A 23513-nucleotide genomic window follows, 5' to 3' on the forward strand; every position below is an offset into this window, starting at 1 on the left:
GCGCCGGAAGTCCCGACGCGTCCCTCTCGAGAGTGACGTCCGGTGATTCCTCCCGGCCCTATGCTCCCTGCCGTGACGGCGCAGACGAGGCGCACAAGGTGGCGCGAGGCGATCGTGCTCGTCGTGCTGGGCGCCGGCGCGGCGGTCGTGGTGGCGGCCGCCCTCGTCGGCTCCCACCTGGGCGAGGGCGCGGCGCTCGTCCCGACGGCCGCCCTCACCGGCGCGCTGGCCGGGCTGTGGTGCCGACCGGTGCCGGGGGCGGTCGGGTGCGCCGTCGCGGCGGTGGGTCTGGCCGCGGCCAACCAGATCGCCGCCCCGCAGGACTACGCCCCGCTCGACGACCTCGTCTTCTTCGCCGCGGCGGTCGGCGGGCCGGCGCTGGCCGGTGCCGTCGTCGCCGGCCGCCGCACGCAGGTGCGCCGGCTGCGGCAGCTGTCCGAGCAACGGCTGGCCCAGCGCACCGCCGAGGTCCGCGCGGCCCGGCTCGAGGAGCAGAACCGCGTCGAGACCCTGGTCCAGCACGACATCATCCAGCGCATGGGGGCGATCGCGCTGCAGGCGGCCGGCAGCCTCTCGCAGCCTGCCGGCTCACCGCCCCCCGGCTTCGCGGCCATCGAGACCACCGCCCGGGAGGCCCTCGACGACCTGCGCGCCGCCGTCGGCGTGCTGCGCGCGCCCGCCGACCTCGTACCCTCTGCCGAGGATCCGCCGCCCCGCCGCGACACCCGTGCGATCGGCCGCACCGATGTGGTCATGGGCCTGTGGGGTGTCGCCATGGCCGTGGAGGGCATCGCCGTCGCCTCCTCCCTGGGCCCGGCGTGGCCGACCGCCACCTGCTGCCTCGCGCTCGGGGCGCTGCTCGTGGTGCGCCGCCAGCGGCCGGTGACGACGGCGGCGGCCGGCATGGCGCTGGCCGTGCTCATGGAGGTCGCGCTCACCCCGCCGACGGTGATGGTGACAACCATCGTGTGGCTCCTGCTGCTGGGCTTCGCCGTCGGCGCCCACGCCACGGGGGTGCGCCGCCTGGCCGGAGCTGTGGTCCTGGTGCTGGGCACGGTCCTCATGGTCGGCGTCCCGACGATCGGCGCCGTCGTCGCCGCGACGGTGATCTGCGGGCTCGTGGTCGGTTCCGGCGTGGTCGCGGCCACGTGGTCGGCGCGCGCGGAGGTCCTCGACCACCTGCTGCGCCAGGTCGAGCGCGGCGGTCAAGCGGAGGCGCGCCTGGCGGTGGCCGAGTACCGGCAGGCGATCGCGCGCAGCCTGCACGACTCCGTGGCGCACGCCATGACGGTGGTCTGCCTGCATGCCTCCGCCGCGCAGCGGGTGGGCGACGACGCCGGGCGCGCGGCTCAGGCGCTGAGCACGATCGCCGAGGCGGCGCGGGCGGGGATGGCGGAGCTGCGCCGCGGGCTGGACAGCCTCGACGGTCCGCCGGACCTCTCGCTGCAGGCGGTTGTCGACGACGCCCGCCGGCTGGGCGTCGAGGTTTCCCTGGTCACCGCGCCTCGAGAGCCGGCACTCTCCCCCGCGACCGAGGCGCTGCTCGCCCGCGCGGTGCGCGAGGGCCTGGTCAACGTCGCTCGGCATGCCCCCGGCTCCCCCGCTCGGGTCGAGCTGACCGCCGGGCGCGACCGGGTCCAGGTGGAGGTCACCGACCAGGGCCCGGTCGCGCCGTCGGCCCCGGTGGTCACCGGGACGGGCACCGGCCTCGCCGGCCTGGCCGAGGCGTTCGGGGCGCGCGGCGGCGTGGTCGCGGCGGGGCCGGACCCCGACGGCGGCTTCCGCCTGCGAGTGTCGCTGCCCCTTCCCGCGAGAGAGGCGGCGGTGGTCGCATGAGCGAGCCCGAGGTCGGCGTCCTGCTGGTGGACGACCAGGAGCTGGTCCGCACCGGTCTGCGGATGATCATCGAGTCCGAGCCCGGGCTCGCCGTCGTCGGCGAGGCACAGGACGGCGCCGAGGCCGTCGCGCTCGTCAGGGAGCAGCGGCCCGACGTCGTCCTCATGGACATCGCGATGCCGCGGGTCGACGGGATCGACGCCACGCGGCGGATCGCTGCGCAGTGCCCGTCGAGCCGCGTGGTGATGCTGACGACCTTCGACCGCTCCCAGCTGGTGTACGACGCCCTGCTGGCCGGGGCGAGCGGGTTCCTCCTCAAGGACCTGCCCGCCACTCAGCTGGTCGGCGGGATCCGGGCGGTGGCCCGCGGCGAGGAGCTGCTGGCGCCGAGCATCACCCGCCGGCTCATCGAGGAGTTCACCCGCAGCCGCACCGGCCCGCCGCCCGGTCACGACACGCTGACCGAGCGGGAGGCGGAGGTCCTCGTCCTCGTCGCGAAGGGGCTGTCGAACGCCGAGATCGCGGCGACCCTGTACGTCAGCGTCCAGACGGTGAAGACCCACGTGGCGCGCATCCTCGCCAAGCTCGGGCTGCGGGACCGGGTGCAGGCGGTAGTCGCGGCGTACGAGTCGGGCCTCGTGCGCCCGGGCGAGGACGCTCCGTCCTGATCGGTGCGACCCCTTCTCGACGGCGCTGCCGGGCCACCTCGACCGCGCTGCCGGGCCACTCGACCGCGCTGCTGGGCCTCCTCGTACGCGCCTCGCTAGCGACGCCGGTCACCCCTCTGACGCGTGGCGGTGCGATTCTCGTCTCATACACGCCGACCGGCGTGTCAATAACTGGACCACCTGCCCCGGTTCGGCGTAAATATCGGTAGTGAGCGACGATCCGAACCTGATCCGTGTAGAAGGCACCGACCGTGTTTTCCACCGCGGCCGGATCCTGATCGTCCTCCTCATCCCCATCGCGATGGCCCTCGTCGCCGTCTCGTCCATCAACGTCGCCCTGCCGTCGATCTCCCGCGGCCTGGGCGCCACCGACACCGACCTGCAGTGGGTGCTCTCCGGCTACGCGCTGACCTTCGGGATCAGCCTGGTGCCCGCCGGCCGCGCCGGCGACGTGCTCGGCCGCGGCGCGTTCTTCGTCATCGGGCTGCTGCTGTTCTCGGTCGCCTCGCTGGCCTGCGGGCTGGCGCCGACCCCGGAGTTCCTCAACGTCGCCCGGTTCGCCCAAGGCATCGGCGCGGGGCTGTACAACCCACAGACGATGGGGATGATCCAGCAGTACTGGCGCGGCATGGAGCGCGCCCGGGCCTTCGCGCTGTTCGGCATGGTCGTCGCCGTCTCCGTGGCAATCGGCCCGGTGCTGGCCGGGTTCATCATCCAGGCGTTCGGTCCGGAGATCGGCTGGCGCGCCTCCTTCCTCATCAACTTCCCGCTCGGGCTGATCGGCTGCGTCCTGGCGCTGCGCTGGTTCCCCTTCGGCAAGGAGCGCCAGCGACGGGCGGCCAAGAAGGCGCTGCGGGAGGCGCGGCGGCTGGCGCGCCGGAACCGGGGGCCCGGCCGGCTCGGCACGCCCGGGCTGGTGCGCGAGCGGATCGACCTCGACCCGGTCGGCGCCGTCGTCCTCGCCATCGCCGTGCTGTGCGTGATGCTGCCGTTCATGTCCCGCACCGGCGGGGCGATCTGGTTGCTCCTGCCGGCCGGGCTGGTCCTCGTGGCCCTGTGGGCGATGTGGGAGCGGCACTACAAGGCGCGCGGCCGGGCGCCGATGGTGGACCTGGAGCTGTTCTCCTTCACCTCGTTCTCCAACGGCACCCTCGTGGCGGGGACATACTTCCTCGGGTCGACGTCGATCTTCGTCGTCGTCGCGCTGTACCTGCAGAACGGCCTGGGGGCGAGCGCCCTGGAGACCGGGCTGGTGGGGCTGCCCAACGCCGTCGTCTCCGCCTTCTCGTCGGCCTGGGCGGGACGCCGGGCGTTGATCAAGGGGCGCAGCATCGTCGTCGGGGCGCTGGTGTGCGCGATCACCGGCTCGGCGCTGAGCGTGGTGGTCGCCGTCCTCATCGAGCAGGCCGGGATCGGCTTCGGGTGGCTCGCCCTGCCGCTCATGCTCGTCGGGCTTGGCCAGGGCGCGCTGGGTTCGGCGAACCAGACCCTCTCCCTCGAGGACGTGCCCACCACCTACGGCGGCACGGCCGGCGGGGTGAAGTCGACGGCCGAGCGCATCGGCACCGCGATCGGCAACGCGATGATCACCGCCATCTTCTTCGGCGTAGTCGGGCTGGCCGCGTGGGAGCACGGGTTCGCCGCCGCGTTCGGGGCGATCTGCGTGTGCCTGCTGGTCTCGCTGGTGGCCGCGGTGCGCGACCGGAAGGTGTCCGGCAACGGCCCCATGGCGGTGGAGGCCCCCTGACGGTGGCGTCGACGACGGCGCACGCACCAGGTTCGGCCCTGTCCCCGGCGGTGCCGTAGGTCCTTCGGGGGTTGCCGGGCCGTCGTCACCGGCGGACGTCGGCCGGGCCCTCGCCCATCGGCAGGCCGGCGGCCCGCCACGCCTCCACCCCGCCGATCATGTCGGTGGCGCGGTGCAGACCGACGGCACGCAACGACGCCGCCGCCAGGCTCGAGCTGAACCCGTGCCGGCAGGCCACCACGACGTGCAGGTCGTAGTCGGTGGCCTCGGGGATTCGCCAGGGGCAGGCCGGGTCCAGGCGCCACTCCAGCACGGTCCGGTCGATCACCAGCGCCCCCGGCAGCTCACCCTGCTCGCGTCGCTGGGACTCGGTGCGGGTGTCGACCAGCAGCGCGCGGCCGGCGGCGAGCGCCGCCATCACCTCCAGCGGCTCGAGCCGGTTGACGCCGGCACGTGCCACGGCGAGTACGTCGTCGATGCCCACCGGCACAGCATCGCGCCTCTCCCGGTGGCCGCGCGAGGCAACAGTGGCCCGGGGGTCCGCCTCGAAGGGTTCTGGCATGGGCACCCCCGAACCGCTCAAGCACGGCTTCCAGGGGTACTGGTCCCGGCGGATCACCGATGAGCACCGCCTCGTGTACAAGGTCGTTGGCGGGCGACGAGATCCGGATCGCCGCGTGCCGCTATCACTACGGACGTTGACGGGGGCCCGACCGGCGCTGGCCGAGGTAGGGCAACCCGGCAGCACGTCACCCCCGGGCAGGATCCCGGTCAGCGGTCGCGAGCGACGTCGGCTCAAGGCAGCCCCGCACGGTCAAACTCCTGCTGCAGGCGCGGCCGCCGGCGATGCGTCGCGCGCAGCGTGGCGATGAGCTCGTCGACGTCGTCGGCTTGCGCCGACCGGGACGCGAGCTTGCGCATCCTCGCCAGCCGGCGCGCGGCGTTCCGGTACTGCTGGGCGCTCGACGTCGGCGGGCATGAGCATGCCGGGCATTGTGCCAAGAAGCACCAGGGTCAGGCGGGGCCGTAGTCCAGGTGCACCACGCCGTTGTCGTAGACGTCGTGGGCCTTCAGCGTCAGGCTGGTGGGGGCGCCGCCGTCGTCGAACAGCCGTGCGCCCGTGCCGCGCGCGACCGGGTAGACGAACAGGTGCAGGTCGTCGACGAGGCCGTCACGCAGGAGCGCGCGCACCAGCGTGCCGCTGCCGGAGACGTAGATCGTGCCGTCGGTGCTCTCCTTCAGGCCGCGGATGGCGTCCTGGGAGTACGGGAGCGTCGTCGAGGGCCCCCAGTCCGTACTGGGCTCGCGCGAGGCGACGACGTACTTGTGGGTGTCGTTGAAGAACGGGGCGCCGGGGTCCTCCTCGGCGGTGCGGGTCGACCAGGCGGGCGCGAACATCTCGTAGGTCCGACGGCCCAGGAGGATCGCCGTCGCCGCGCCCGTGATCGCCCCGAGCGTCTCACCCATCCTCGGGTCGAAGCCATGCTCGAACGTCCAGCTCGGGTCCTCGTACACCCCGTCGAGCGAGATGAACTCGTGCACCGTGATCGTGCCCATGGAACCGCCCCTTCGTTGGTGGTTGAGCGCCCAGGCTCCCATAGGCTCCGGTGCCGTCAAGGACATTTCCCGCCGCCGTCGTCCTCCCGAACCCGGGCGGCGGCACCCTAGCCCTGTACCCACGATGGGTGTCTTTGCCGGCCGCGCCGCCGGGCGCATCCTGGGCGGATGAGTGAGCGCGAGGACTTCCTCACCTGGGTCAAGACGGCGCTCTACGACGCGGAGCTCGCCCTGCACAACGGCGACGCCGGCCCTCGGCGGGCGCTGTGGTCCCGGCAGGAGCCCGTAAGCATCCTCGGCGCGCTGCGCAACGCCCACGGACGCCAGGAAGTGGAGGAGCTCTTCGCCGTCCTGGAGCGGTCCTTCTCGGACTGCACCTCATACACGTTCGAGCTGCAGGACTACGACGTCGACGGCGACATGGCCTACACGGCCGGGCTCGAGCACACCTCCGTCTCGATGGACGGCCGGCCGCGCAGCTACACGCTGCGGGCCACCCAGGTGTACCGCCGCGAGGACGGCACCTGGAAGGTGGCTCATCGGCACGCGGACACCGTGGCCGAGTGACCGTGACGCGTCGGGGGCCGGACCCACCCCGTGGTGGTGTCCGGCCCCCGGCGCCGGCGCGCGGTTCAGCGCCCCTGGGTCACTTGATGCGCACGTCCGAGACGACCGCCGAGTGGTCGGAGGAGAACTGCTCGGCGCCGGGCTGCTCGGCGATGGTGTACGAGTCCTTGACCTGGACCACCTGGCCGCGGGCGAAGATGAAGTCGATGCGGTCCGGGGTGATCATGTCCAGCCGCGGGCTCCACGTCATGCCGGGCTCCTGGCAGACGTTGGGGTTGGCAGCGCGGTAGGTGTCGACGAAGCCGGCGTCGGTGAACTGGTCGGTGGCGACCAGGTCGTAGGACAGGCCGAAGTGATCCGCGCAGCCGGCCCACTGCGAGGTCCAGTCGGCGCCGGGCATGGTGTTGAGGTCACCGCCCATGAGGACCGGCTCGCCCGGCGCGGCGTGCGTGTCGACGTAGTCGAGGAACTCGGCGACGGTCCGGGTCTGGCGCTGGTCGGCGTCGACGATCTCCTGGGCGGGGACCGACGGCTCCCGGCCGGCGGCGACGTCCTCGGCGTTGGTCTCGATGAGGTCGCCGACCCAGGGGTTGGTGTAGTTGCTCCACATGGTGAACGCGTTGATCGCCCGGCCGTCGTCGGCGATCACCCGGGCGCCGCCGAGGTGGAACGAGCCGGTCTCCTGGTAGCCGGTCGGGGCGGGGAAGACCTCGTCGACGTCGAAGTGGGTGAAGAGCCAGAGGTTGTCGTTGCCGGTCGAGCTCGGCGTGATCTGCACGCCGGCCCAGTCCTTGCCGGTGGCCTTCTCGAGCCCGTCGACGATGGCGTCCCCGGCGCCGTAGGTCTCGACGGAGAAGAACACGTCCGGGTTGACCTCGACGATCTGGTCGATGACCTCCTGGCGGTTCTCGACGTCGTCCCAGTTGTCGTCGAGGCCGCCGTGGTAGATGTTCCAGGCCAGGACGCGGACGTCGGTCGGCTTGCCGGCGTGGGCGGGCGGTGTGGCCATCGCGGGGGCGGCGGCGAGGACAGCCGCACTGGTGAGCAGGCTGGCGAGGGCGACTCTGCGAAGTGTTGTGGTCATGCCCCCAACGTAGGGAGCGCTCGTAAACGGTTAACCAGCGTTTACCCAACTCCCGAGGAACCCCTGGTGGCCGGTGTCATTGGTCGTGAGAACCGCATGTCGTGAGCCTTCGTCACCCGGCGAAATCAGTTCCGGAATGGTGATCGTCCAGGAAGATGAACGCGTGACCACCGTCGACCAGGCCATCGCCGCGGTTCCCTCGCCGTCTCGCGAGGCCCTCCAGCACGTCATCGCCATCGCCCTCCGGCTCGCCCCGGACGCCGAGGACGGCGTGAGCTACGGCATGCCCGCGCTGAAAGTGGGGGGCAAGCCGCTCGTCAGCGTCGTCGCCACGGCGAAGCACCTGTCCCTCTACCCGTACTCCTCCGCGGCGATCGACACCGTGCGCGCAGACCTGGCGGGCTACTCGCTCTCCAAGGGCACGGTGCGCTTCTCCGCCGAGCAGCCGCTGCCCGATGGCGTCATCGAACGCCTCCTGCGGGCGCGGCTGGCGGAGATCACCGGGACGTAGGCGGTCACCGGGCAGCGGGTGGTGGCCGGGCTGCGGGCGGAGGCCGGGCTGCGGGCGGAGGCCGGGCCGGAGGTGCTGCCTGCCGAGGACCGTTGAATGTCGGCTGCGCCCGACATATCGGGTACGGACGCGGTGCGGCGCCCCCGATCGCACGTGAGATGCCACAACTGGTGCCCATGATGCGCATGTGACAGCGCTGCGAGCCCGTTTTCGTCACTCCAGCCCCAGTTGTGGCGCTGCATGGTGCGGCGTGGCGCCGGTGGCGGCCACGGCCGCGGCCACGGCGTCGGACCTCGGGAGCGGCCACAGGTCGCCATACCAGCCGTCGCCCTCTAGCGAAGGCGTGCCCGATGAGCGCGGAGATGGGCACGGTGACCCGATGGCCCGACCGCCCGCGCGACGTGGTTAGGCTGCCGACATGCCTAACCCCACCGCCGCGATCCTCGTCATCGGCGACGAGATCCTCTCCGGACGCACCCGCGAGGCCAACGCGTACCACCTGGCCGGCGAGCTGGCGCGGGTCGGGATCGACCTGCGCGAGATCCGGGTCGTGCCGGACGACCACGACGTCATCGTCGAAGCCCTCAACGCGCTGCGCGAGGCCCACACCCACGTATTCACCTCCGGCGGCATCGGGCCCACCCACGACGACATCACCGCCGACGCCGTCGCCGCGGCCTTCGGCGTGGGCATCGACGTGCGCGACGACGCCCGCGCGCTCATCGAGAAGGCGCTCGCCGCCCGCGGGGTCGTGGCCACGGCCGACCAGCTGCGCATGGCCCGCATCCCCGACGGCGCCGCCCTCATCGTCAACGGCGTCTCCGGGGCGCCGGGGTTCAGCATCGGCAACGTCCACGTCATGGCCGGGGTGCCGAGCATCTTCGTGGCGATGCTGGCCATCGTGCTGCCGACGCTCGCGGCGGGCACCCCGCGCCTGTCCCGGGAGGTGCGGTTCGAGGTGGGCGAGGGCCGGATCGCGTCGCCGCTGCGCGGGCTCGCCGAGGAGATGCCACAGCTGAGCATCGGCTCCTACCCGTTCCGCGACGGCGAGATCCGGGGCACGAACATCGTCGTGCGCGGCACCGACCCGGCCCTCCTTGACGAGGCGGTGGCCCGGCTCGAGGAGCTGCGCGCGACCGTGGCCTGAGACTCAGCCAGTCAGCCGCGGCCGGGGTTCGGGTGTGCTGCGCCGTCATCGCCGGTGTCCGCCTCGGGCCGGCCCGTGGCGTCCGGGGCGGTGTCCGCCGCCGGCCGGCCCGTGGCGTCGGGGCCGGTGTCCGCCGCCCGCCGGCCGGTGCCCTCCTGGCGTGGTGGAGCGTCGATGGCCCCCGCGATGCGCTGCTCGAAGGCGTCGGTGGTGGCGGTCGGCAGCACGACGAGGCCCTCGAGCTCGCGGGTCGCGCGCCGGTAGGCCGACTGCCGCTCGGCGTAGGTGGCCGCCGGGTCATCCGCGAGGGCGATGAACCGTTTCGCCCGGATGAGCGCCTGCTGCTCGGCCACTGTGAAGTCCGACGCGCGACGCCGGCGGGCCTCCTGCTCGGCCAGGTCGAAAGCCGTCTCGTATCGGCGCACGGCGTCGCGGTACTCGGTAAGCCGGGTGGGCTCCTTCAGCTCGTCAGGGTCGTCGGGCCGCAGGGCGTCGGCGTCGCGCCTGGCGCGGTGGAAGTCGAGCGTGAGGGGCTCGCGCATGTCGGTCATGAGCGGGTAGTCGATGAGCTTGGCGACGTCGAGCTCGTAGTCCAGCCACCGCTTGTTGGCGGCCTGGTGCCGGGCGAGCGTGCGATCGATCTCGCTCTGCGTGATCTTGGCCTGCTCGGCCGCGGCGGCGCGGGCGCCGTACTTGATCCGGGCGAGCTCGATCTTGTCCTGCCGGCGCCGCTCGTCCCAGGTGCGCGCGTTGCGCGCGATGGAGTTGATGGTGCCGCCCAGCGCCCCGCCGATGGGGAACACGAGCCACCAGTAGCTCCCGATGAACTCGAACACGTTCACGAGCGGCAGTCTAGGTGGCGGCCCGGCCCTCGACGGAGGCCGCGCGGGCGCCGGGGACGTTCAGAAGCCGGCGTGCTCGGGGCAGAAGGTCGCCACCGAGGTCTCGAGCAGCCGGTCGAACACGGCCTGGTCGACGTCGTAGGTGTCGGCGGCCGCGGCGAAGGACGCCGCCGTGGCCCCGGCGTCGAGCTCGGCGCACAACCGCTGGCCGGAGGCGACCAGCTCTTGGTCCGGTTGGTCCTCGGCGCTCGTCCCGGAGGCGATCCGCCGGACCTGCCCGGGGAAGCGCTCCTCCGACGGCGGGAGCAGGGTCGGGGCCGCCTGGGCCGCGACGGCGGCGCACGCGGCCAGCGCGAGCACCGTCGTGAGCGAGAGGACGCCCGCGCGGCGGGAGCGCCGGCGCGCGTCACTTCTGCTCACGGTCCGATGGTGCCATCGCCCGGTGTCACCATCATCGCGCGGACGGCTCGCTCACGCGCCTGCGCCTCTGCCGCCGGCGTGTGCACGGCGCCACCGACAGCTGGTGCACGGCGCCATCGGCAGCTGCTGCACGACGCCGCCCGTCACTCCCTGCGGCCTCCGAGGACCGTTGCCGTGACCAGGAGGTACTCCCACTCCATCGCATGAGCGCCCGCGCCGTCGGCGTCCGTCACCCCGGCGCCCGTGGCGGACGGGGACGCGCCGTCGCCCAGGCCGAACCGGCGGGCGAGCTCGTCGAGGGCGCCGTCCAGCTGCGCCGACCGCTCCTCGTCGAGCGCGCGGTAGACCGCGATCGTGGGGCCGTACCGCGCCTTGAAGTACTCGCGGAACTCCTCGGGCGCGGCGAAGCGGTCCACGAGCAGGCCACGCCGCTCGCTGACGACGGTGCTGGCCCGCCCGGCGAGGAGCTCACGCACGTGGTCCTCGTCGCCCCACAGCGGCGGCGGCTGCGCCCCCGGCGGGGGCGGCGGGGCGTAGGGCTTCATGGTGGCGAACATCTGGCCGATGAAGCCCGCGGGGGTCCAGGACGCGAGCGCGATCGTGCCACCGGGCCGGACCACCCGGACCAGCTCGTCCGCGACCCGCTGGTGGTGCGGGGCGAACATGACGCCCACGCACGAGAGGGCGACGTCGAAGGAGGCGTCGGGGAACGGCAGCGCCTCGGCGTCGGCCTGCCGCCACGCGAGAGCGAGGCCCTCGCGCTCCGCCTGGTGCCGGCCGGCGGCGAGAAGCTCGGGCGTCAGGTCGGTGGCCACCACCTCGGCGCCCGTGCGGGCGGCGGGGAGGGCGGCGTTGCCGCTGCCGGCGGCGACGTCGAGCACCCGGTCGCCGGGCCGCACCCCGGCGGCGTCGACCAGGGCCTGGCCCAGCTGCGGGATGACCTCGGTCGCGACGGACGGGTAGTCGCCGAGCGCCCACATGGCGGCGTGCTTGGCCTTCAGCGCCCGGTCGGTGTCGTCAGCGGTGAGCTGGCTCATGGGAGAGCTCCTTCTTGTCGTGGGGAGAGCTCCAGCGTCGGGCCCCGGACGCGGCGCCTCCAGTGCCGGCTCTGTACCGACCGCGGTACAAGATCTGTACTGGTGCACCGGACCGGTCGGGGGTGTACTAGGGGTGCCCGCCCGGAGGTGGAGATGACGACGTACGGCCAGTTCTGCCCGGTCGCGAAGGCCATGGAGGTCCTCGACGAGCGGTGGACGCTGCTGGTGATCCGGGAGCTGCTGTCCGGCAGCACCCGCTTCAACGACCTGCGCCGCGGCCTCCCGCGGATGTCGCCGGCCCTGCTCTCCAAGCGCCTGCGGACGCTCGAGCGGGCGGGGGTGGTGACCCGTCGTGAGGCGGACGGCCACGCGCGCTACCACCTCACGGCGGCCGGCCGGGAGCTGTCCGGGGTCGTCGAGGCGCTCGGCAACTGGGGCATGCGGTGGATCGGCGAGCTGGGCGACGAGGACCTCGACCCCCACCTGCTCATGTGGGACATCCGCCGCACCGTGCCCGTCGAGCGGTGGCCGCGGGCCCGCACGGTCATGGCGTTCCACCTCGACGGCGTCGAGTCCCGCGGCGCCCGGTGGTGGCTCGTCGTGGCCGAGGGCGCCGTCGACCTGTGCGACGTCGACCCGGGCTACGACGTCGCCGCGACCGTCCGGACCAGCCTGCGGGACCTCACCCGGCTCTGGCGCGGCGACCTCTCCTGGCCCGCGGCGCTGCGCACGGACACCGTCCGCGTCGACGCCGCGCCGGCGGTCCGACGTCAGGTACCCGAGTGGGTGGGGCAGGGCAGCTTCGCCGCCGTCCCGCGCCTGACGGCGACCGGCGGGTGACCCGCGGCGCTGGCCCTGATCGGGATCTGACGTCAGGCGTGACCACGCCGGCGCGGTGGCCGCTGATCCACCCGGGCGGGCCTGCGATGCTGTGCCACATGGCCGAAACCAGCGAGAGGTCCCCGCTCGCGTCCGTCGCGTGGCCCCTGCTCACCGACCGCCTGCTGATCCGGCCGGCGACGCCCGACGACGCCGTCACGACGTGGGCGTACCGCCGGCTCGAGCCGGTGCACCGCTGGCTCTCCCGCGCCCCGCTCACCCTGGCGGACTACCGCGGGCACTTCGCGACGCCGGCGGCCCTGGCCAAGACGCTCGTCGTGGAGCGGGACGACGACGTCGTCGGGGACCTCATGGTCGCCGTCGAGGACGCCTGGGCCCAGGTCGAGGTGGCCGAGCAGGCCCGGGGCGTGCAGGCCGAGCTGGGCTGGGCCTTCCACCCGGAGCACGCCGGCCGCGGGTACGCCACCGAGGCCGTGCGCGAGCTGCTGCGGCTCTGCTTCGAGGACCTGGCGCTGCGGCGGGTGACGGCCAACTGCTTCGCCCCCAACGAGCCGTCGTGGCGGCTGATGGAGCGCGTCGGCATGCGCCGGGAGCTGTACACCGTCCGGGAGTCCCTGCACCGGTCCGAGGGGTGGGTCGACGGCATGGGCTACGCCCTGCTGGCCGACGAGTGGCGCCGGCGGCGCTGATCACTCCGGCGCGGCCCGTCGCCGACGTCACCGCCGCCGCCGTGGCGCACCGGTCAGACGGTCGGTGCCGGGGCGGCGCACGGGCCGGAGTTCGCCGCCGCGGCGGGCCAGTCAGGGGTGGAACGGCGCCGGCGACGGCGTGTTCGTCGCGATCGAGACGACGTCCGCGGCGATCCCGTAGAACCCCCACACGACCATGAGGACGAACAGGACCCTGCCCGCCACGGTGACGGCGTAGCTGTGCCAGAGCCGAAAGGCCGGGGCCGAGAGGCCGATACCGAACGCGGCCGCCGCAGGGAGCGCGACGACGACGAGGGCAAGGTTCAGCACGGCGACCGCTGCCCCGATCACCAGCCAGGCGGGCCCGCGCCGCGCCCAGCCGCCGGGCGCTTCCAGCCGGTCGATCACCCGCGGGGCGAGGAGTCCGAACAGGGTGGGGATGGCGACGAAGGAGGCGACGGCGAGCCACTCCGGGCGCAGCACCGAGTAGTCGAACGACGGGTGGTCGTGCACGAGGAACGCGCCGCCGATGCTGCCGGTGAACAAGGCGAAAAGCCCCGACCGGGCCCGCCGCGAGCGCGGCAGCACCCGCCGGACCCACAGGTAGACCAGACCCGCGATCGCGCCGAGCGCCACGGTGGTGACGCACAGCTGCAGCGTGCCGCCGAACGAGACCTGGCCCACCGGTTGGATGTCGTCGGTCAGCCGCCCCTGCACCGACGCCGGCGACGTCACCGCGAGGAGCCGCATGACCAGCCGCCCCAGCACACCACCGAAGAGGAGACCGACGAGCCCGCCACCGATCGCGCCCGCGGCGAGGGTCCGCGCGAACGACAGCGGAGCCGCGTCCCTCTCACGGGTCAGGGTCCGTTCCCCCATCAGTGACATGACTCGCTCCTCATCCGCCCGGGCGCCCCCATGCACCAACAATGCCGGTGCCGGTTCGCCGTGTCCCCGAGTTGCCGATGAGCGACGCCGTCACCACGAGCGCCACTCGGGCGTACTTTTCGGACATGGGCTTCTCGATCAGAATCGCTCCCGGTGTCCGGGTGCGCGCCTCGAGCCGTGGCGTCCGCACGAGCATCGGTCCGCGCGCCGCACGCATCCACGTCGGCGCCGGCCGGACCGGATTCTCCACCGGTGCCGGCCCCGTCGGGTTCTACACGTCGCTCGGAGGTGGTTCCACCAGGTCGAGGTCGCCTCGAACCTCCACGACGACGGCGACACGGTCGCTCGCGGCGGCGCAGAAGGCCCAGCAGGCCCGTGAGCTGCTGGCCGCGTTCCAGGCCATCAGCGACCTGCACCGGCCCCACTTCGCCGCGGCCGAGCCGCCGGTCGCGCCGGCCCCGCCGCCGGTGGATCGCGAGGCTCTGCGCCGGCGGCACCGGAAGGCCGCGACCAAGGGCATCAGCTGGTTCGCGCGCGCCGCACGCAGGCAGGCCACGGCCGCCGCCGAGGCGGCGGCCGACCACGAGGCGGTCTCCCTCGAGCGGCAGCGAGCCGAGCAGCGCCAGACCCAGCAGCGCGAGCTCGATGCCCTCTGGCAGCGCCTCCTGAGGAACGATCCCGACGTCGTGCTGGCCACCCTCGCCGAGGCGTTCGAGGACAACGAGGCCGCCGCGGCCGCCGTCGGCGTCGCCGACGACGAGGTGTCGCTGCTCGTGCTGGTGCCCGACACCGCGGCCGTCCCCGAGCGCAGGCCCACGACCACGCCGGCCGGCAACCTCTCGCTGAAGAAGCTGACCAAGCGGGAGGCCGCCGACTTCTACAAGGTGGTGGTGTGCGGGCACGTGCTCGTGACGGTCAAGGAGGCCTTCGCGGTGGCGCCCGCCCTGGCCGGGGCGCGGGTCGCGGCCGTCCGGGTGACCGGCGACGACGCCTACGGCCGCCCGCGCACCGAGGTCGTCCTGGCCGCGCACTTCCGGCGTGCGGCGCTCGACGGCGTCCAGTGGGCTACCGCCGACTCGCCGACCATCGTCACCGACACCTCCGACGAGCTCGTCATCAGGGAGGGCGCGACGAAGGCGCTGGGGGCCATCGACACGAGCAGGCACGAGGACCTCGCCACGCTGCTGGCCGCCGTCGACATCGGCGAGCTGCTCGACCAGCCGTAGGTCCAGGGCGAGCTGCTCGATCAGCCGTAGGTCACCCCCGCGGCTCGCCCGCCCCGGGCGCGGGCGGCGCCGTCGCCGAAAATTCCATGGACGGGCGAACCGCCCGGGCCGCACCCTGGTGGTTCCCCCGGATCACGCGCCCGCGCGGCGCGCGCACGAAAGAAGCATCATGTCCCAGGCCCAGACGCCGCGCCGGCGGGAGCTCCCCCGCGCGCTGCGCCCGTTCGGCGTCCCCGCGTACCGCACCCTCATCGGCGCCCTGACGCTCTCGCTGCTGGGCACCGGCATGTGGCTCGTCGCCGTGGTCTGGCAGGTCATCGCGCTCGGCGGCGGTCCGGTCCAGCTGTCCCAGGTGGCCACCGGCGCGGCGCTCGGCGCCGTGGTGGCGGTGCTGTTCGGCGGCGTGCTCGCCGACCGGGTGCCGCAGCGATGGATCCTCCTCGGCGTCGAGGCGATCAAGGCCGTGCTCATCGGCACGACCGCCTGGCTCTCGCTCACCGGCCACCTGGAGCTGTGGCACATGGTGGTGCTCTCCGTCGTCGTGGGCGCGACCGACGGGTTCTTCTACCCGGCCTTCACCGCGATGCTGCCGACCATCCTGCCGACCGACCAGCTCCTGGCCGCCAACGGCGTCGAGGGCATGATGCGCCCGGCGCTCATGCAGGCCGCCGGCCCGGCCCTGGCCAGCGCCGCGCTCGCCGCCGGCTCCCCCGGCTTCGCCCTGGTGGCGGTCGCGGGCTCGCAGGTGCTCGCCGTCGTCGGCCTCAGCCTGCTGCGGGTCGAGGCGACGCCTCGGAGGCCGGCCGGCGGGAAGACCCACCCGATGCGGGCGATGGTCGGCGACCTGCGCGAGGGCTTCGCCTACATGGCCCGCACGCCCTGGCTGCTCGGCACGCTGCTGTTCGCGTGCGGCTGGGTGCTGCTGATGATGGGCCCGATCGACGTGCTGCTGCCCTTCGCGGTGCGCGACCACGCCGGCGGCGGGCCCGGCGAGTTCGCCCTGGTGCTCGCGGCGTTCGGCATCGGCAGCGCGATCGGCTCCCTCGCCGTCGCCTCCTGGCGCCTGCCGCGCCGGTACCTGACCGTGCTGGTGTTCTCGTGGAGCGTGGGCAGCGTGCCGCTGGCCCTGGTGGGCCTGACCAGCCGGCTGTGGGTGATGGTGGCGGCGGTGTTCGTCGTCGGCGTGACCAGCGGGATGGGCAACGTCATCTGGGGCACGCTGCTGCAGCGGCGGGTGCCCCCGGCGCTGCTCGGGCGCGTGTCGAGCCTGGACTTCTTCGTCTCCCTGGTGCTCATGCCGGTGTCGATGGCGCTGGCCGGGCCGGTGGGCGAGGCGTTCGGGCTGGGACCGGTGTTCGTGGTGGCCTCGCTCGTGCCGGTGCTGTTCGGCGTCGCCGCGTGGGTGTTCGCGCGCATGAGCCGGGACGAGGTCGACCACCCGCTCGACCGGACCATCCCGGAACCCACCTTCGCGGACTGACTTAAGCCACCCCTAAGTCCCCGCCAAGCAGCGCGGCGCAGAGTGGTCCGGCAGGACCACAGCCGTGAGATGGGGGTGCCTTCCATGTCCTTGAGCCCGGACGCACGCAGCACAGCCGTCGGCTCGCTCCGCGAGCCCGGCACCGGCCCGATCTTCCTGCCCGATGAGCCCGGGTACGACGCCGCGCGCGCGGCGTGGATGGCCGCGACGGACCAGCGCCCCGCGGCGGTCGCCACGCCGACCACCCCGGCCGAGGTGGCGGCCGTCGTCAAGGCCGCGGCCGCGGCCGGCCTGCGGGTGGCCCCGCAGTCCACCGGTCACAGCGCCAGCCCGCTCCCCGGCCGCGGCCTGGACGACGTCGTCCTCGTCCGCACCGGCGCCCTGGACGAGGTGACCATCGACGCGGCCAACCGTCGCGCCCGGGTGGGCTCCGGCGTGGTGTGGGAGCCGGCCGTCACGGCGGCGGCCGAGCACGGCCTGGCCGCCCTGCACGGCTCCTCCCCCAACGTCGGGATCGCGGGATACTCCCTTGGCGGCGGGGCCAGCTGGTACGCCCGTCAGCTCGGCCTGGCCACCAACAGCCTCACCGGCGTCGAGCTGATCACCGCCGACGGCGAGCTGGTCCGCGCCAGCCACACCGAGAACCCCGACCTGTTCTGGGCGCTGCGCGGCGGCGGCGGCAGCTTCGGTGTGGTCACCGCCTTGGAGTTCCGCCTCTACGACTTCTCCACCGCCTACGCCGGCCTCCTGCTGTGGGACGTCGCCGACGCCGAGCGGGTGCTGCGCACGTGGGCGCGGTGGGCACCCGCTGCCCCCGAGGCCATCACCACGGCCTTCCGCATCCTGAACCTTCCCCCGCTGCCGGACATCCCCGAGGTGGTGCGCGGGCGGCACATCGCCGTGATCGACGGCGCCATCCTGGCCGATGACGACCGGGCGGCCGAGATCCTCGCCGAGCTGCGCGCCCAGCGCCCGGAGGTCGACACCTTCGCGCGCGTGCCCACGCCGGCCATCACCCGCATCCACATGGACCCGGAGCCGCCCACGCCGGCCGTCACCAACGGGGCGCTGCTCGCCGCGTTCCCCGACGCGGCGGTGGACGCCTTCGTCGCGGAGCTGGGGGTGGGCACGCGGTCCACGCTGTTCTTCGGCGAACTGCGCCAGCTCGGCGGCGCGCTCGTCCGGCCCGCCGAGGGAGGTGGCGCCCTCGACCGGCTCGACGGCGACTTCTCCGTCCTGGGGGTGGCGATCGTGCCGACCCCGCAGGCGCGGGCGGCCGGCGAGGCCGACGCCCGGGCGCTCGTCACCGCGCTGGCGCCGTGGGCGAACGGCCGGCACTACCTGAACTTCACCGAGCGCGCCGACGTCGATCCGCGCACCTTCTTCCCCGAGGAGGTCTGGTCGCGGCTGACGGCGATCCGGGCGACTGTCGACCCGGGCGGCCTGTTCGTGGCCAACCATCCGATCGGCAGGGAGGCGGCGCCGGTGGGCTGAGCCGCCTCCCCTCGCAGGCGCCGGCCCCCCGCGGCGGGGGCGGCGGGCGGGCGCGCGGGCTCGTACCCTCGTCAGGCGTGAGGGTCGATGTGCTCGGCCCGGTGGAGGCCCGCCTCGACAGCGCGGTGGATCTGGGCCCCCGGAAGCAGCGCGCCCTCCTGGCAGCGTTGACGCTGCATCTCGGCCGTCCCGTTCCGGTCCACACCCTCGTCGACCTGCTGTGGGGTGACCGGCCGCCCGCCCGGGCGGTCGGCGCGCTCCAGGTCTACGTCGCTGGGCTCCGCCGGAGGCTGGAGCCCGCTCGCCCCGCCCGGGCCCCGGCCGGCGTGCTCGTCACCGTCGAGCCGGGCTACGCCCTGCGGCTGCGCGCCGACGAGGTCGACGCGGCGATCTTCGACCGGGACGTTGCCGCCGTCCACCAGGCGCTCGCGCCCCTGGCGCCTCTCGGCCAGGGCCGAGCACCCGCCGCCGCCCCCGACGCCGCCACGCTTGCCGAGGCCGCCCAACGACTCGCGGCGGCCATGGCGCTCTGGCGCGGCACCCCCTACCTCGAGCTGCAGGACGCCGAGCCGGCGCGGGCCGAGCGGGCCCGGCTGGAGGAGCTGCGGCTGCTCGCGGTGGAGGATCTCGCCCTGGCCCGCCTCGTCCTCGGGCAGGAGGGCGCCGTCGCGGCCGAGCTGGAGGCGCTCACCGGCGTCCATCCGTGGCGGGAGCGTCTCTGGGCGCTGCGGGCGGTGGCCCTCACGCGCACCGGCCGCCAGGCCGAGGCCCTGGCGGTGCTGCGCCGCGTGCGCGACGTGCTCAGGGGTGAGCTCGGGCTCGAACCCGGCCCCGAGCTGCGGGCCCTGACCACCGGCATCCTGCGCCAGGATCCCGCCCTGGAGTGGAGCATCTCGCGCCAGACCCCTGACCTGGCGCGGAGCGGATCGCCGCTCGGCGCGCCGGCACCCCGGTCCGGGGCCGGGGCCGGGACCGGGACCGGGACCGGGACAACCCTCTGTTGCGCACCTGCCGCGCCGGGACCCCGCCTGCCGCCGTGGCCGCTGGTCGGCCGGGACGCCGAGCTGGCCGCGCTGGCCGGTCTCCTGGACGCCGCCGCCGCGGGGAACCCCGGGGCCTGTGCAATCACCGGCGAGCAGGGCATCGGTAAGTCCCGGCTGTGCGCCGAGCTGGCCGCCCGGGCCCGTGCCCGCGAGGTGCGGCTGCTGGCCGGCCGGTGCTCGGGGGACGGCGCCCCGCCGCTGTGGCCCTGGGCCACGGCGCTGCTCGGGCTGGGCGAGGACCGACCGCTCCATGTGGGTGAGAAGGAGCCGGGCGCCGCGTTCCGTGCCTGGGAGGCCATCGCGGCCGCTGTCCTCCGCGCCGCCGCGAACGAGACCGTGCTGCTGGTGCTGGACGACCTGGACGTGGCCGACGCCTCCAGCCTGCGGGTGCTGCGCCTGCTCGCCGACATGCTCGAGGGCGGGCGGCTGCTGGTGGTCGTGACCTGGCACGAGCCCCGCGCCGCCGTCCCGGCCCTCGACGAGGCGGTGGACGCGCTCGCGCACCGCGACGTCCTGCGGCTGCCGCTGGCAGGCGTCACTGCCGCCGATGCGACGACACTCGTCTCCGCGGTGGCCGGGATCAGCCCCACCCCGGCGCAGGCGGCCGCCCTGCACGACCGCACCGCCGGCAACCCGCTGTTCCTCGTGGAGTACGCCCGCCTGGCCCGCGAACGGCGCGACCTGACGGCGCTGCTGACCGAGCCCGGCCCGCCGGGGGCGGTGCGCGACGTGCTGCTGCGCCGACTGCACCGCCTGCCCGCGGCGACGGTCCAGGCGCTGCACGCGGCTGCGGTCGTCGGGCGCCGCTTCGACCTGGCCGCCACGTCTGCGGCAGTCGGCGCGAGCGAGGACGAGCTGCTCGACCACCTCGACCCGGCCCTGGCCGGCGGCCTCGTCCGTGACGTCGACATCGACCAGTTCGCCTTCACCCACGCCCTGGTGCGGGACACGATCTGCACGATCCTGCCCGCCTCCCGCCGGGCACGGCTGCACGCCCGGGTCGCCGGGCACCTGTCGACCCTGCCCGGGCGCGAGACCGAGGCCGCGCATCACTGGCTGGCCAGCGGACCCGCGCACGCCGCCCGAGCCTGGCGCGCCGCGGTGGCCGGGGCCGCCGTCGCCGGCCGCTACCACGCCCACGACCAGGCCGCGACTCTCCTCCGGGCGGCGCTCACCGCACAGGAAGCCGACCGGGGCGCCACGGCGCGTGACCGCCACGCCGTCCTCCTCGACCTCGCCGAGGCCTGCAGGTGGGCCGGGGACTGGCCGGGGCTGACCGACGCGGCGGCCGGGGCTGTCGCCGTCGCCGACGAGATCGGGGACCTCGAGCTGCTCGCCCGGGCGGCCACCGCTCCGACGGCCGGCACGTTGTGGCAGTCCGCGAGCCCCGGTCAGGTCCACGGCGACACCGTGGCCACCCTCCGTCGGGTGCTGCGTGCGCTCCCGGCGCAGGACGGACGCCTCCGCTGCGAGGCGATGCTGAGCCTGGCCAACGAGCTGTACTACGTCGCCGGGGTGGCCGAGCGCCGCAGACTGACCGAGGGGGCGGTGGCCATGGCGCGCCGCCTCGGGGACGATCCGCTCCTGCTCGACGCCTACGAGATCGCCTGCCTGTCCCTGTGGTGCCCGGCGACCCGGCGGGAGTGCCTGGACCATTCCGGCCGGGCCGTCGAGCTGGCCACGCGGCTGGGCGACGAGCGCTCGCTGGTGATCGCGACCACGCTGCGGGCGGTGAGCGAGGGCGAGCTGGGGCTGGTGGCACCGATGTGGGCGACGGCCGCCCGGGCCCGGGAGCACGCCGCCCGCCTGCGGCTGCCCTACGCGCTGCTCGTGCTGGACAACCTCGAGCTGGCCTGGCTGACCCTGGCGGGCCGCTTCGCCGAGGCCGAGCAGCGCCTGGCGGACATGGAGGCCCGGCGCCGGGCCACCTCCCGGCCGCTGGCCGCCTCCATGGTCGCCCGAGCCCGGGGGACGCTGCGGCTGTGGCAGGGGCGCGGCGCCGAGGCGCTTCCCCCGCTGCTGGGACTGGAGGGTGGCTTCGTCCCGGTCACCAGCTTCGTGCTCGTGCTGATGCTGCGGGCCGGGCAGGAGGAGGCGGCGCGTGCCCACCTGTCCGCCCACCCCGTCGACCTCGAGCACGAGTGCTGGTTCTCGATGCTCGACTGGTGCCTGGCCGGCGAGGCCGCCCTCCGGCTCGGCGACGCCGCGCTGGGCGCCGCCGCGGCCGCCAAGCTGGCGCGCCACACCGGTCAGAGTTCCTCGGCCGGCTCGGGCAACGCGGCTGGTCCGGCGGACATGTACCTGGCGATGGCCGAGGCGGCGGCCGGGCGGTTGCCTGCGGCGACGGCGCACGCCGACCGCGCCGAGGAGCTGTGCACGGCGTGGGGCATCCCGCTGGCCGCGCAGCTGCTGCGGGAGCAGCGGACCCGCCACGGCTTCTGACCCGTGTTGTCAGGGCCGCAGCAGCGCTTTGATGGCGCGCCGCTCGTCCATGGCCTTGTAGCCCACGGCGGCCTCTTCCAGCGGGAGCTCGAGGTCGAAGACCTTGCCCGGCTCGATCGTGCGGTCCCAGATGAGCTGGATCAGCGCGGGCAGGAACCGGCGCACCGGGGCCGGGCCGCCGTGCAGGTGCACCGCGGCGAAGAAGACCTCCTGGCCGGGCAGCTCCACGCCGTGCGCGACGCCGACGTAGCCGACGTGCCCACCCGGGCGGGTGGACCGGATCGCCTGCATCATCGATTCCTGGGTGCCGACCGCCTCGATCACCGAGTGCGCGCCCAGGCCACCGGTGAGCTCCTTGATGCGCGCCACCCCCGCGTCGCCGCGCTCGGTGACGATGTCGGTGGCGCCGAACTCCCGGGCGAGCCGCTGGCGCGGCTCGTGCCGGCTCATCGCGATGATCCGCACGGCGCCGAGCTGCCGGGCGGCGAGGACGGCGAGCAGCCCGACGGCGCCGTCGCCCACCACGGCGACCGTCTTGCCGGGGCCCACCTCGGCGGCCACGGCGCCGAACCAGCCGGTGCCGAGGACGTCGGAGGCGGCGAGCAGGGACGGGACGAGGTCGGGGTCGGGCATGCCGGGGGTGGCCACGAGCGTGCCGTCGGCCAGCGGCACCCGCAGCAGCTCGGCCTGGGAGCCGAACATGCCCATGGGCACGTTGTGCACGCAGCGGCTCTGGTAGCCGGCCCGGCAGATCTCGCAGGTGTTGTCGGAGGCGAAGAACGAGCCGACGACGAAGTCGCCGACCGTGATGGTCTCGACCGCGTCGCCGATCTCCTCGACGACGCCGACGTACTCATGCCCCATGGGCTGCGGCCGGTCCGAGGTGTCGATGCCGCGGAAGGGCCACAGGTCCGACCCGCACACGCACGCGGCGGTCACACGGATGATCGCGTCGGTCGGCTCGACGAGGCTCGGGCGGTCGCGCTCCTCGACGCGGACGTCGCCGGGGCCGTAGAGGACTGCTCCTCGCATGGGGTGCTCCTTACTGGTTGTCGGTGGCGGCCGCCGGGGCGGGCTTCATGCTTACGGGGCTGTCGCACGTCCCCGGCGCCTCCTCCATGACACCCTCCCTCGCGCGGGCGCGGGAGGTCGCGTTGGTAGGGGGTAGAACGAGAACCTCCCTCGGCACGGGAGGATGCTCCTACCGTGGAGACGTGGACAACCGCTCCGACATCCGCGGCTTCCTGGTCACCCGACGCGCCAAGCTCGCGCCCGAGCGGGTCGGCCTCCGCGCCGGCGGACGACGGCGCGTGCCCGGGCTGCGCCGCGAGGAGGTCGCCGTCCTGGCCGGTATGAGCACGGAGTGGTGCACCCAGCTCGAGAAGGGCCACATCGGCGGCGTCTGCGAGGACGTCCTCGAGGCCGTCGCCCGCGCACTGCAGCTCGACGCCGCCGAACGCGCCTACCTGCTCGACCTGGCCATCTACACCGCCGAGCCGGGGGCCGAACATCCCGCCCTACCTGAAGGAGAACGCCTCCATGCAGATCACCCGCAGCTCCATCGGCACCGCCAAGGGGCCGGCCGACTGGTTCACCGGCGACGTCTACATCGACTCCATCGCGGCATCGCCGGCGCCCTCCCGGGTGCAGGCGAGCCTCGTGCACTTCATGCCCGGCGCCCGGACCCACTGGCACCGCCACCCGCTGAGCCAGACCGTCTTCGTCACCGAGGGCGTCGGACTGTGCCAGCGGCGCGGCGGCCCGGTCGAAGTCATCCGTCCCGGCGACCGGGTCCTGTTCGAGGCCGACGAGGAGCACTGGCACGGTGCGGCGCCGGACCGGCTCATGGTGCACCTGGCCATCAACGAAGGCGACGCCGAGCACGACGTCGTCCACTGGCTCGCGCCCGTGACCGACGAGGAGTACGCCGCCGGGGCGCCCGCGGCGGACTGACCCGGCTGCTGCTCCGCTCCCGAGCGGCCGCTCCCGCCACAA

At 74.3% G+C, this 23513-nt stretch carries 22 protein-coding genes and 2 pseudogenes; 15 read left to right on the forward strand and 9 right to left on the reverse strand.

The features are described from left to right. The first annotated feature begins 72 nt into the window (after window positions 1-72). The 3 genes from GD880_RS12080 (at window position 73) to GD880_RS12090 (ending at window position 4251) form a co-directional block, all read left to right on the forward strand. On the forward strand, window positions 73-1836 hold the full coding sequence (locus tag GD880_RS12080) for a sensor histidine kinase (RefSeq protein ID WP_152231868.1): 1764 nt from the start codon (window positions 73-75) through the stop codon (window positions 1834-1836). Beyond that, the gene (locus tag GD880_RS12085; protein WP_152231869.1) at window positions 1833-2504 is read left to right on the forward strand and encodes a response regulator; all 672 of its coding nucleotides are present in this window, start codon (window positions 1833-1835) and stop codon (window positions 2502-2504) included. Before GD880_RS12080 ends, GD880_RS12085 begins: the two co-directional genes overlap by 4 nt. Before the next feature lie 208 nt (window positions 2505-2712). After that, a complete protein-coding gene (locus GD880_RS12090) occupies window positions 2713-4251 on the forward strand; it encodes an MFS transporter (RefSeq protein ID WP_226909608.1) in 1539 nt (512 codons plus the stop codon). An 85-nt stretch (window positions 4252-4336) separates the two neighbouring features. Here GD880_RS12090 and GD880_RS12095 read toward each other — a convergent pair whose 3' ends face one another. Beyond that, window positions 4337-4813 (reverse strand): rhodanese-like domain-containing protein, encoded by a 477-nt coding sequence (locus GD880_RS12095; protein WP_193314478.1) that lies wholly within the window; start codon window positions 4811-4813, stop codon window positions 4337-4339. Between GD880_RS12095 and GD880_RS20740 the strand changes: the two are divergent. Beyond that, window positions 4809-4953: pseudogene (locus GD880_RS20740) on the forward strand (Txe/YoeB family addiction module toxin); the annotation flags it as partial. The gene GD880_RS12095 and the pseudogene GD880_RS20740 sit on opposite strands and share 5 nt — an antisense overlap. A 93-nt stretch (window positions 4954-5046) precedes the next feature. Here GD880_RS20740 and GD880_RS21035 read toward each other — a convergent pair. Together GD880_RS21035 and GD880_RS12110 are read right to left on the reverse strand one after the other, a co-directional pair. Then, window positions 5047-5172 (reverse strand): hypothetical protein, encoded by a 126-nt coding sequence (locus GD880_RS21035; protein ID WP_264372282.1) that lies wholly within the window; start codon window positions 5170-5172, stop codon window positions 5047-5049. A 93-nt stretch (window positions 5173-5265) separates the two neighbouring features. After that, window positions 5266-5808 (reverse strand): dihydrofolate reductase family protein, encoded by a 543-nt coding sequence (locus tag GD880_RS12110; RefSeq protein WP_152231872.1) that lies wholly within the window; start codon window positions 5806-5808, stop codon window positions 5266-5268. 168 nt (window positions 5809-5976) lie between these two features. Between GD880_RS12110 and GD880_RS12115 the strand changes: the two genes are divergently transcribed. Continuing rightward, window positions 5977-6375 (forward strand): YybH family protein, encoded by a 399-nt coding sequence (locus GD880_RS12115; protein ID WP_152231873.1) that lies wholly within the window; start codon window positions 5977-5979, stop codon window positions 6373-6375. 79 nt (window positions 6376-6454) lie between these two features. Here GD880_RS12115 and GD880_RS12120 read toward each other — a convergent pair whose 3' ends face one another. After that, window positions 6455-7459, reverse strand: coding sequence for an endonuclease/exonuclease/phosphatase family protein (locus GD880_RS12120; RefSeq protein ID WP_152231874.1), 1005 nt, complete (start codon window positions 7457-7459; stop codon window positions 6455-6457). Between the two features lie 163 nt (window positions 7460-7622). Between GD880_RS12120 and GD880_RS12125 the strand changes: the two genes are divergently transcribed. Together GD880_RS12125 and GD880_RS12135 are read left to right on the forward strand one after the other, a co-directional pair. Then, entirely contained in the window at window positions 7623-7970 is a 348-nt protein-coding gene (locus tag GD880_RS12125) for an iron chaperone (RefSeq protein ID WP_152231875.1), read from the forward strand. Between the two features lie 418 nt (window positions 7971-8388). Beyond that, window positions 8389-9117, forward strand: a complete 729-nt coding sequence (locus tag GD880_RS12135) for a competence/damage-inducible protein A (protein WP_152231876.1) — start codon at window positions 8389-8391, stop codon at window positions 9115-9117. A gap of 11 nt (window positions 9118-9128) precedes the next feature. On the opposite strand, the gene GD880_RS12140 is transcribed toward GD880_RS12135, so the two are convergent. The 3 genes from GD880_RS12140 to GD880_RS12150 all read right to left on the reverse strand — a co-directional run bounded on the left by GD880_RS12140 (window position 9129) and on the right by GD880_RS12150 (window position 11416). Continuing rightward, window positions 9129-9959, reverse strand: coding sequence for a hypothetical protein (locus GD880_RS12140; protein ID WP_226909610.1), 831 nt, complete (start codon window positions 9957-9959; stop codon window positions 9129-9131). A 60-nt stretch (window positions 9960-10019) separates the two neighbouring features. Then, window positions 10020-10379: a DUF732 domain-containing protein gene (locus tag GD880_RS12145; protein ID WP_152231877.1), complete on the reverse strand. Its 360-nt coding sequence runs from the start codon at window positions 10377-10379 to the stop codon at window positions 10020-10022. A gap of 143 nt (window positions 10380-10522) precedes the next feature. After that, window positions 10523-11416: a class I SAM-dependent methyltransferase gene (locus tag GD880_RS12150; RefSeq protein WP_152231878.1), complete on the reverse strand. Its 894-nt coding sequence runs from the start codon at window positions 11414-11416 to the stop codon at window positions 10523-10525. A gap of 153 nt (window positions 11417-11569) precedes the next feature. On the opposite strand from GD880_RS12150, the gene GD880_RS12155 reads away from it, so the two are divergent. Continuing rightward, the gene (locus GD880_RS12155; protein WP_152231879.1) at window positions 11570-12256 is read left to right on the forward strand and encodes a winged helix-turn-helix transcriptional regulator; all 687 of its coding nucleotides are present in this window, start codon (window positions 11570-11572) and stop codon (window positions 12254-12256) included. A 98-nt stretch (window positions 12257-12354) separates the two neighbouring features. Beyond that, a complete protein-coding gene (locus GD880_RS12160; RefSeq protein ID WP_152231880.1) occupies window positions 12355-12945 on the forward strand; it encodes a GNAT family N-acetyltransferase in 591 nt (196 codons plus the stop codon). 111 nt (window positions 12946-13056) lie between these two features. Here the strand turns inward: GD880_RS12160 and GD880_RS12165 are convergent, their stop codons facing one another. Continuing rightward, window positions 13057-13833, reverse strand: coding sequence for a hypothetical protein (locus GD880_RS12165; RefSeq protein WP_152231881.1), 777 nt, complete (start codon window positions 13831-13833; stop codon window positions 13057-13059). Between the two features lie 125 nt (window positions 13834-13958). Here GD880_RS12165 and GD880_RS12170 point away from each other — a divergent pair, with 125 nt between their 5' ends. From GD880_RS12170 to GD880_RS12185, 4 genes are all read left to right on the forward strand, one after another. Beyond that, the gene (locus GD880_RS12170; RefSeq protein WP_152231882.1) at window positions 13959-15059 is read left to right on the forward strand and encodes a DUF4236 domain-containing protein; all 1101 of its coding nucleotides are present in this window, start codon (window positions 13959-13961) and stop codon (window positions 15057-15059) included. A 169-nt stretch (window positions 15060-15228) separates the two neighbouring features. After that, window positions 15229-16539: an MFS transporter gene (locus GD880_RS12175; protein ID WP_152231883.1), complete on the forward strand. Its 1311-nt coding sequence runs from the start codon at window positions 15229-15231 to the stop codon at window positions 16537-16539. A gap of 84 nt (window positions 16540-16623) precedes the next feature. Further along, a complete protein-coding gene (locus GD880_RS12180; RefSeq protein WP_152231884.1) occupies window positions 16624-18033 on the forward strand; it encodes an FAD-binding oxidoreductase in 1410 nt (469 codons plus the stop codon). A gap of 77 nt (window positions 18034-18110) precedes the next feature. Beyond that, the gene (locus GD880_RS12185) at window positions 18111-21518 is read left to right on the forward strand and encodes a BTAD domain-containing putative transcriptional regulator (RefSeq protein WP_193314479.1); all 3408 of its coding nucleotides are present in this window, start codon (window positions 18111-18113) and stop codon (window positions 21516-21518) included. Window positions 21519-21527: 9 nt separating this feature from the next. On the opposite strand, the gene GD880_RS12190 is transcribed toward GD880_RS12185, so the two are convergent. Then, window positions 21528-22550: a zinc-dependent alcohol dehydrogenase family protein gene (locus GD880_RS12190; RefSeq protein ID WP_152231886.1), complete on the reverse strand. Its 1023-nt coding sequence runs from the start codon at window positions 22548-22550 to the stop codon at window positions 21528-21530. 182 nt (window positions 22551-22732) lie between these two features. On the opposite strand from GD880_RS12190, the pseudogene GD880_RS12195 reads away from it, so the two are divergent. Next, window positions 22733-22999, forward strand: a pseudogene (locus tag GD880_RS12195) (helix-turn-helix domain-containing protein); the annotation flags it as partial. Window positions 23000-23057: 58 nt separating this feature from the next. Beyond that, window positions 23058-23471, forward strand: a complete 414-nt coding sequence (locus GD880_RS12200; RefSeq protein WP_152231887.1) for a (R)-mandelonitrile lyase — start codon at window positions 23058-23060, stop codon at window positions 23469-23471. Window positions 23472-23513 lie beyond the last annotated feature (42 nt).

This window comes from Georgenia ruanii, assembly GCF_009193175.1.
Taxonomy (GTDB): Bacteria; Actinomycetota; Actinomycetes; order Actinomycetales; family Actinomycetaceae; genus Georgenia; species Georgenia ruanii.

Bases quoted from the DNA above. Each gene is read 5' to 3' on its own strand.
- GD880_RS12085 (WP_152231869.1), top strand. From the start codon at position 1,833: ATGAGCGAGCCCGAGGTCGGCGTCCTGCTGGTGGACGACCAGGAGCTG.
- GD880_RS12095 (WP_193314478.1), bottom strand. From the start codon at position 4,813: ATGCCAGAACCCTTCGAGGCGGACCCCCGGGCCACTGTTGCCTCGCGC.
- GD880_RS21035 (WP_264372282.1), bottom strand. From the start codon at position 5,172: ATGCGCAAGCTCGCGTCCCGGTCGGCGCAAGCCGACGACGTCGACGAG.
- GD880_RS12110 (WP_152231872.1), bottom strand. From the start codon at position 5,808: ATGGGCACGATCACGGTGCACGAGTTCATCTCGCTCGACGGGGTGTAC.
- GD880_RS12115 (WP_152231873.1), top strand. From the start codon at position 5,977: ATGAGTGAGCGCGAGGACTTCCTCACCTGGGTCAAGACGGCGCTCTAC.
- GD880_RS12120 (WP_152231874.1), bottom strand. From the start codon at position 7,459: ATGACCACAACACTTCGCAGAGTCGCCCTCGCCAGCCTGCTCACCAGT.
- GD880_RS12135 (WP_152231876.1), top strand. From the start codon at position 8,389: ATGCCTAACCCCACCGCCGCGATCCTCGTCATCGGCGACGAGATCCTC.
- GD880_RS12150 (WP_152231878.1), bottom strand. From the start codon at position 11,416: ATGAGCCAGCTCACCGCTGACGACACCGACCGGGCGCTGAAGGCCAAG.
- GD880_RS12155 (WP_152231879.1), top strand. From the start codon at position 11,570: ATGACGACGTACGGCCAGTTCTGCCCGGTCGCGAAGGCCATGGAGGTC.
- GD880_RS12160 (WP_152231880.1), top strand. From the start codon at position 12,355: ATGGCCGAAACCAGCGAGAGGTCCCCGCTCGCGTCCGTCGCGTGGCCC.
- GD880_RS12165 (WP_152231881.1), bottom strand. From the start codon at position 13,833: ATGTCACTGATGGGGGAACGGACCCTGACCCGTGAGAGGGACGCGGCT.
- GD880_RS12170 (WP_152231882.1), top strand. From the start codon at position 13,959: ATGGGCTTCTCGATCAGAATCGCTCCCGGTGTCCGGGTGCGCGCCTCG.
- GD880_RS12175 (WP_152231883.1), top strand. From the start codon at position 15,229: ATGTCCCAGGCCCAGACGCCGCGCCGGCGGGAGCTCCCCCGCGCGCTG.
- GD880_RS12180 (WP_152231884.1), top strand. From the start codon at position 16,624: ATGTCCTTGAGCCCGGACGCACGCAGCACAGCCGTCGGCTCGCTCCGC.
- GD880_RS12190 (WP_152231886.1), bottom strand. From the start codon at position 22,550: ATGCGAGGAGCAGTCCTCTACGGCCCCGGCGACGTCCGCGTCGAGGAG.
- GD880_RS12200 (WP_152231887.1), top strand. From the start codon at position 23,058: ATGCAGATCACCCGCAGCTCCATCGGCACCGCCAAGGGGCCGGCCGAC.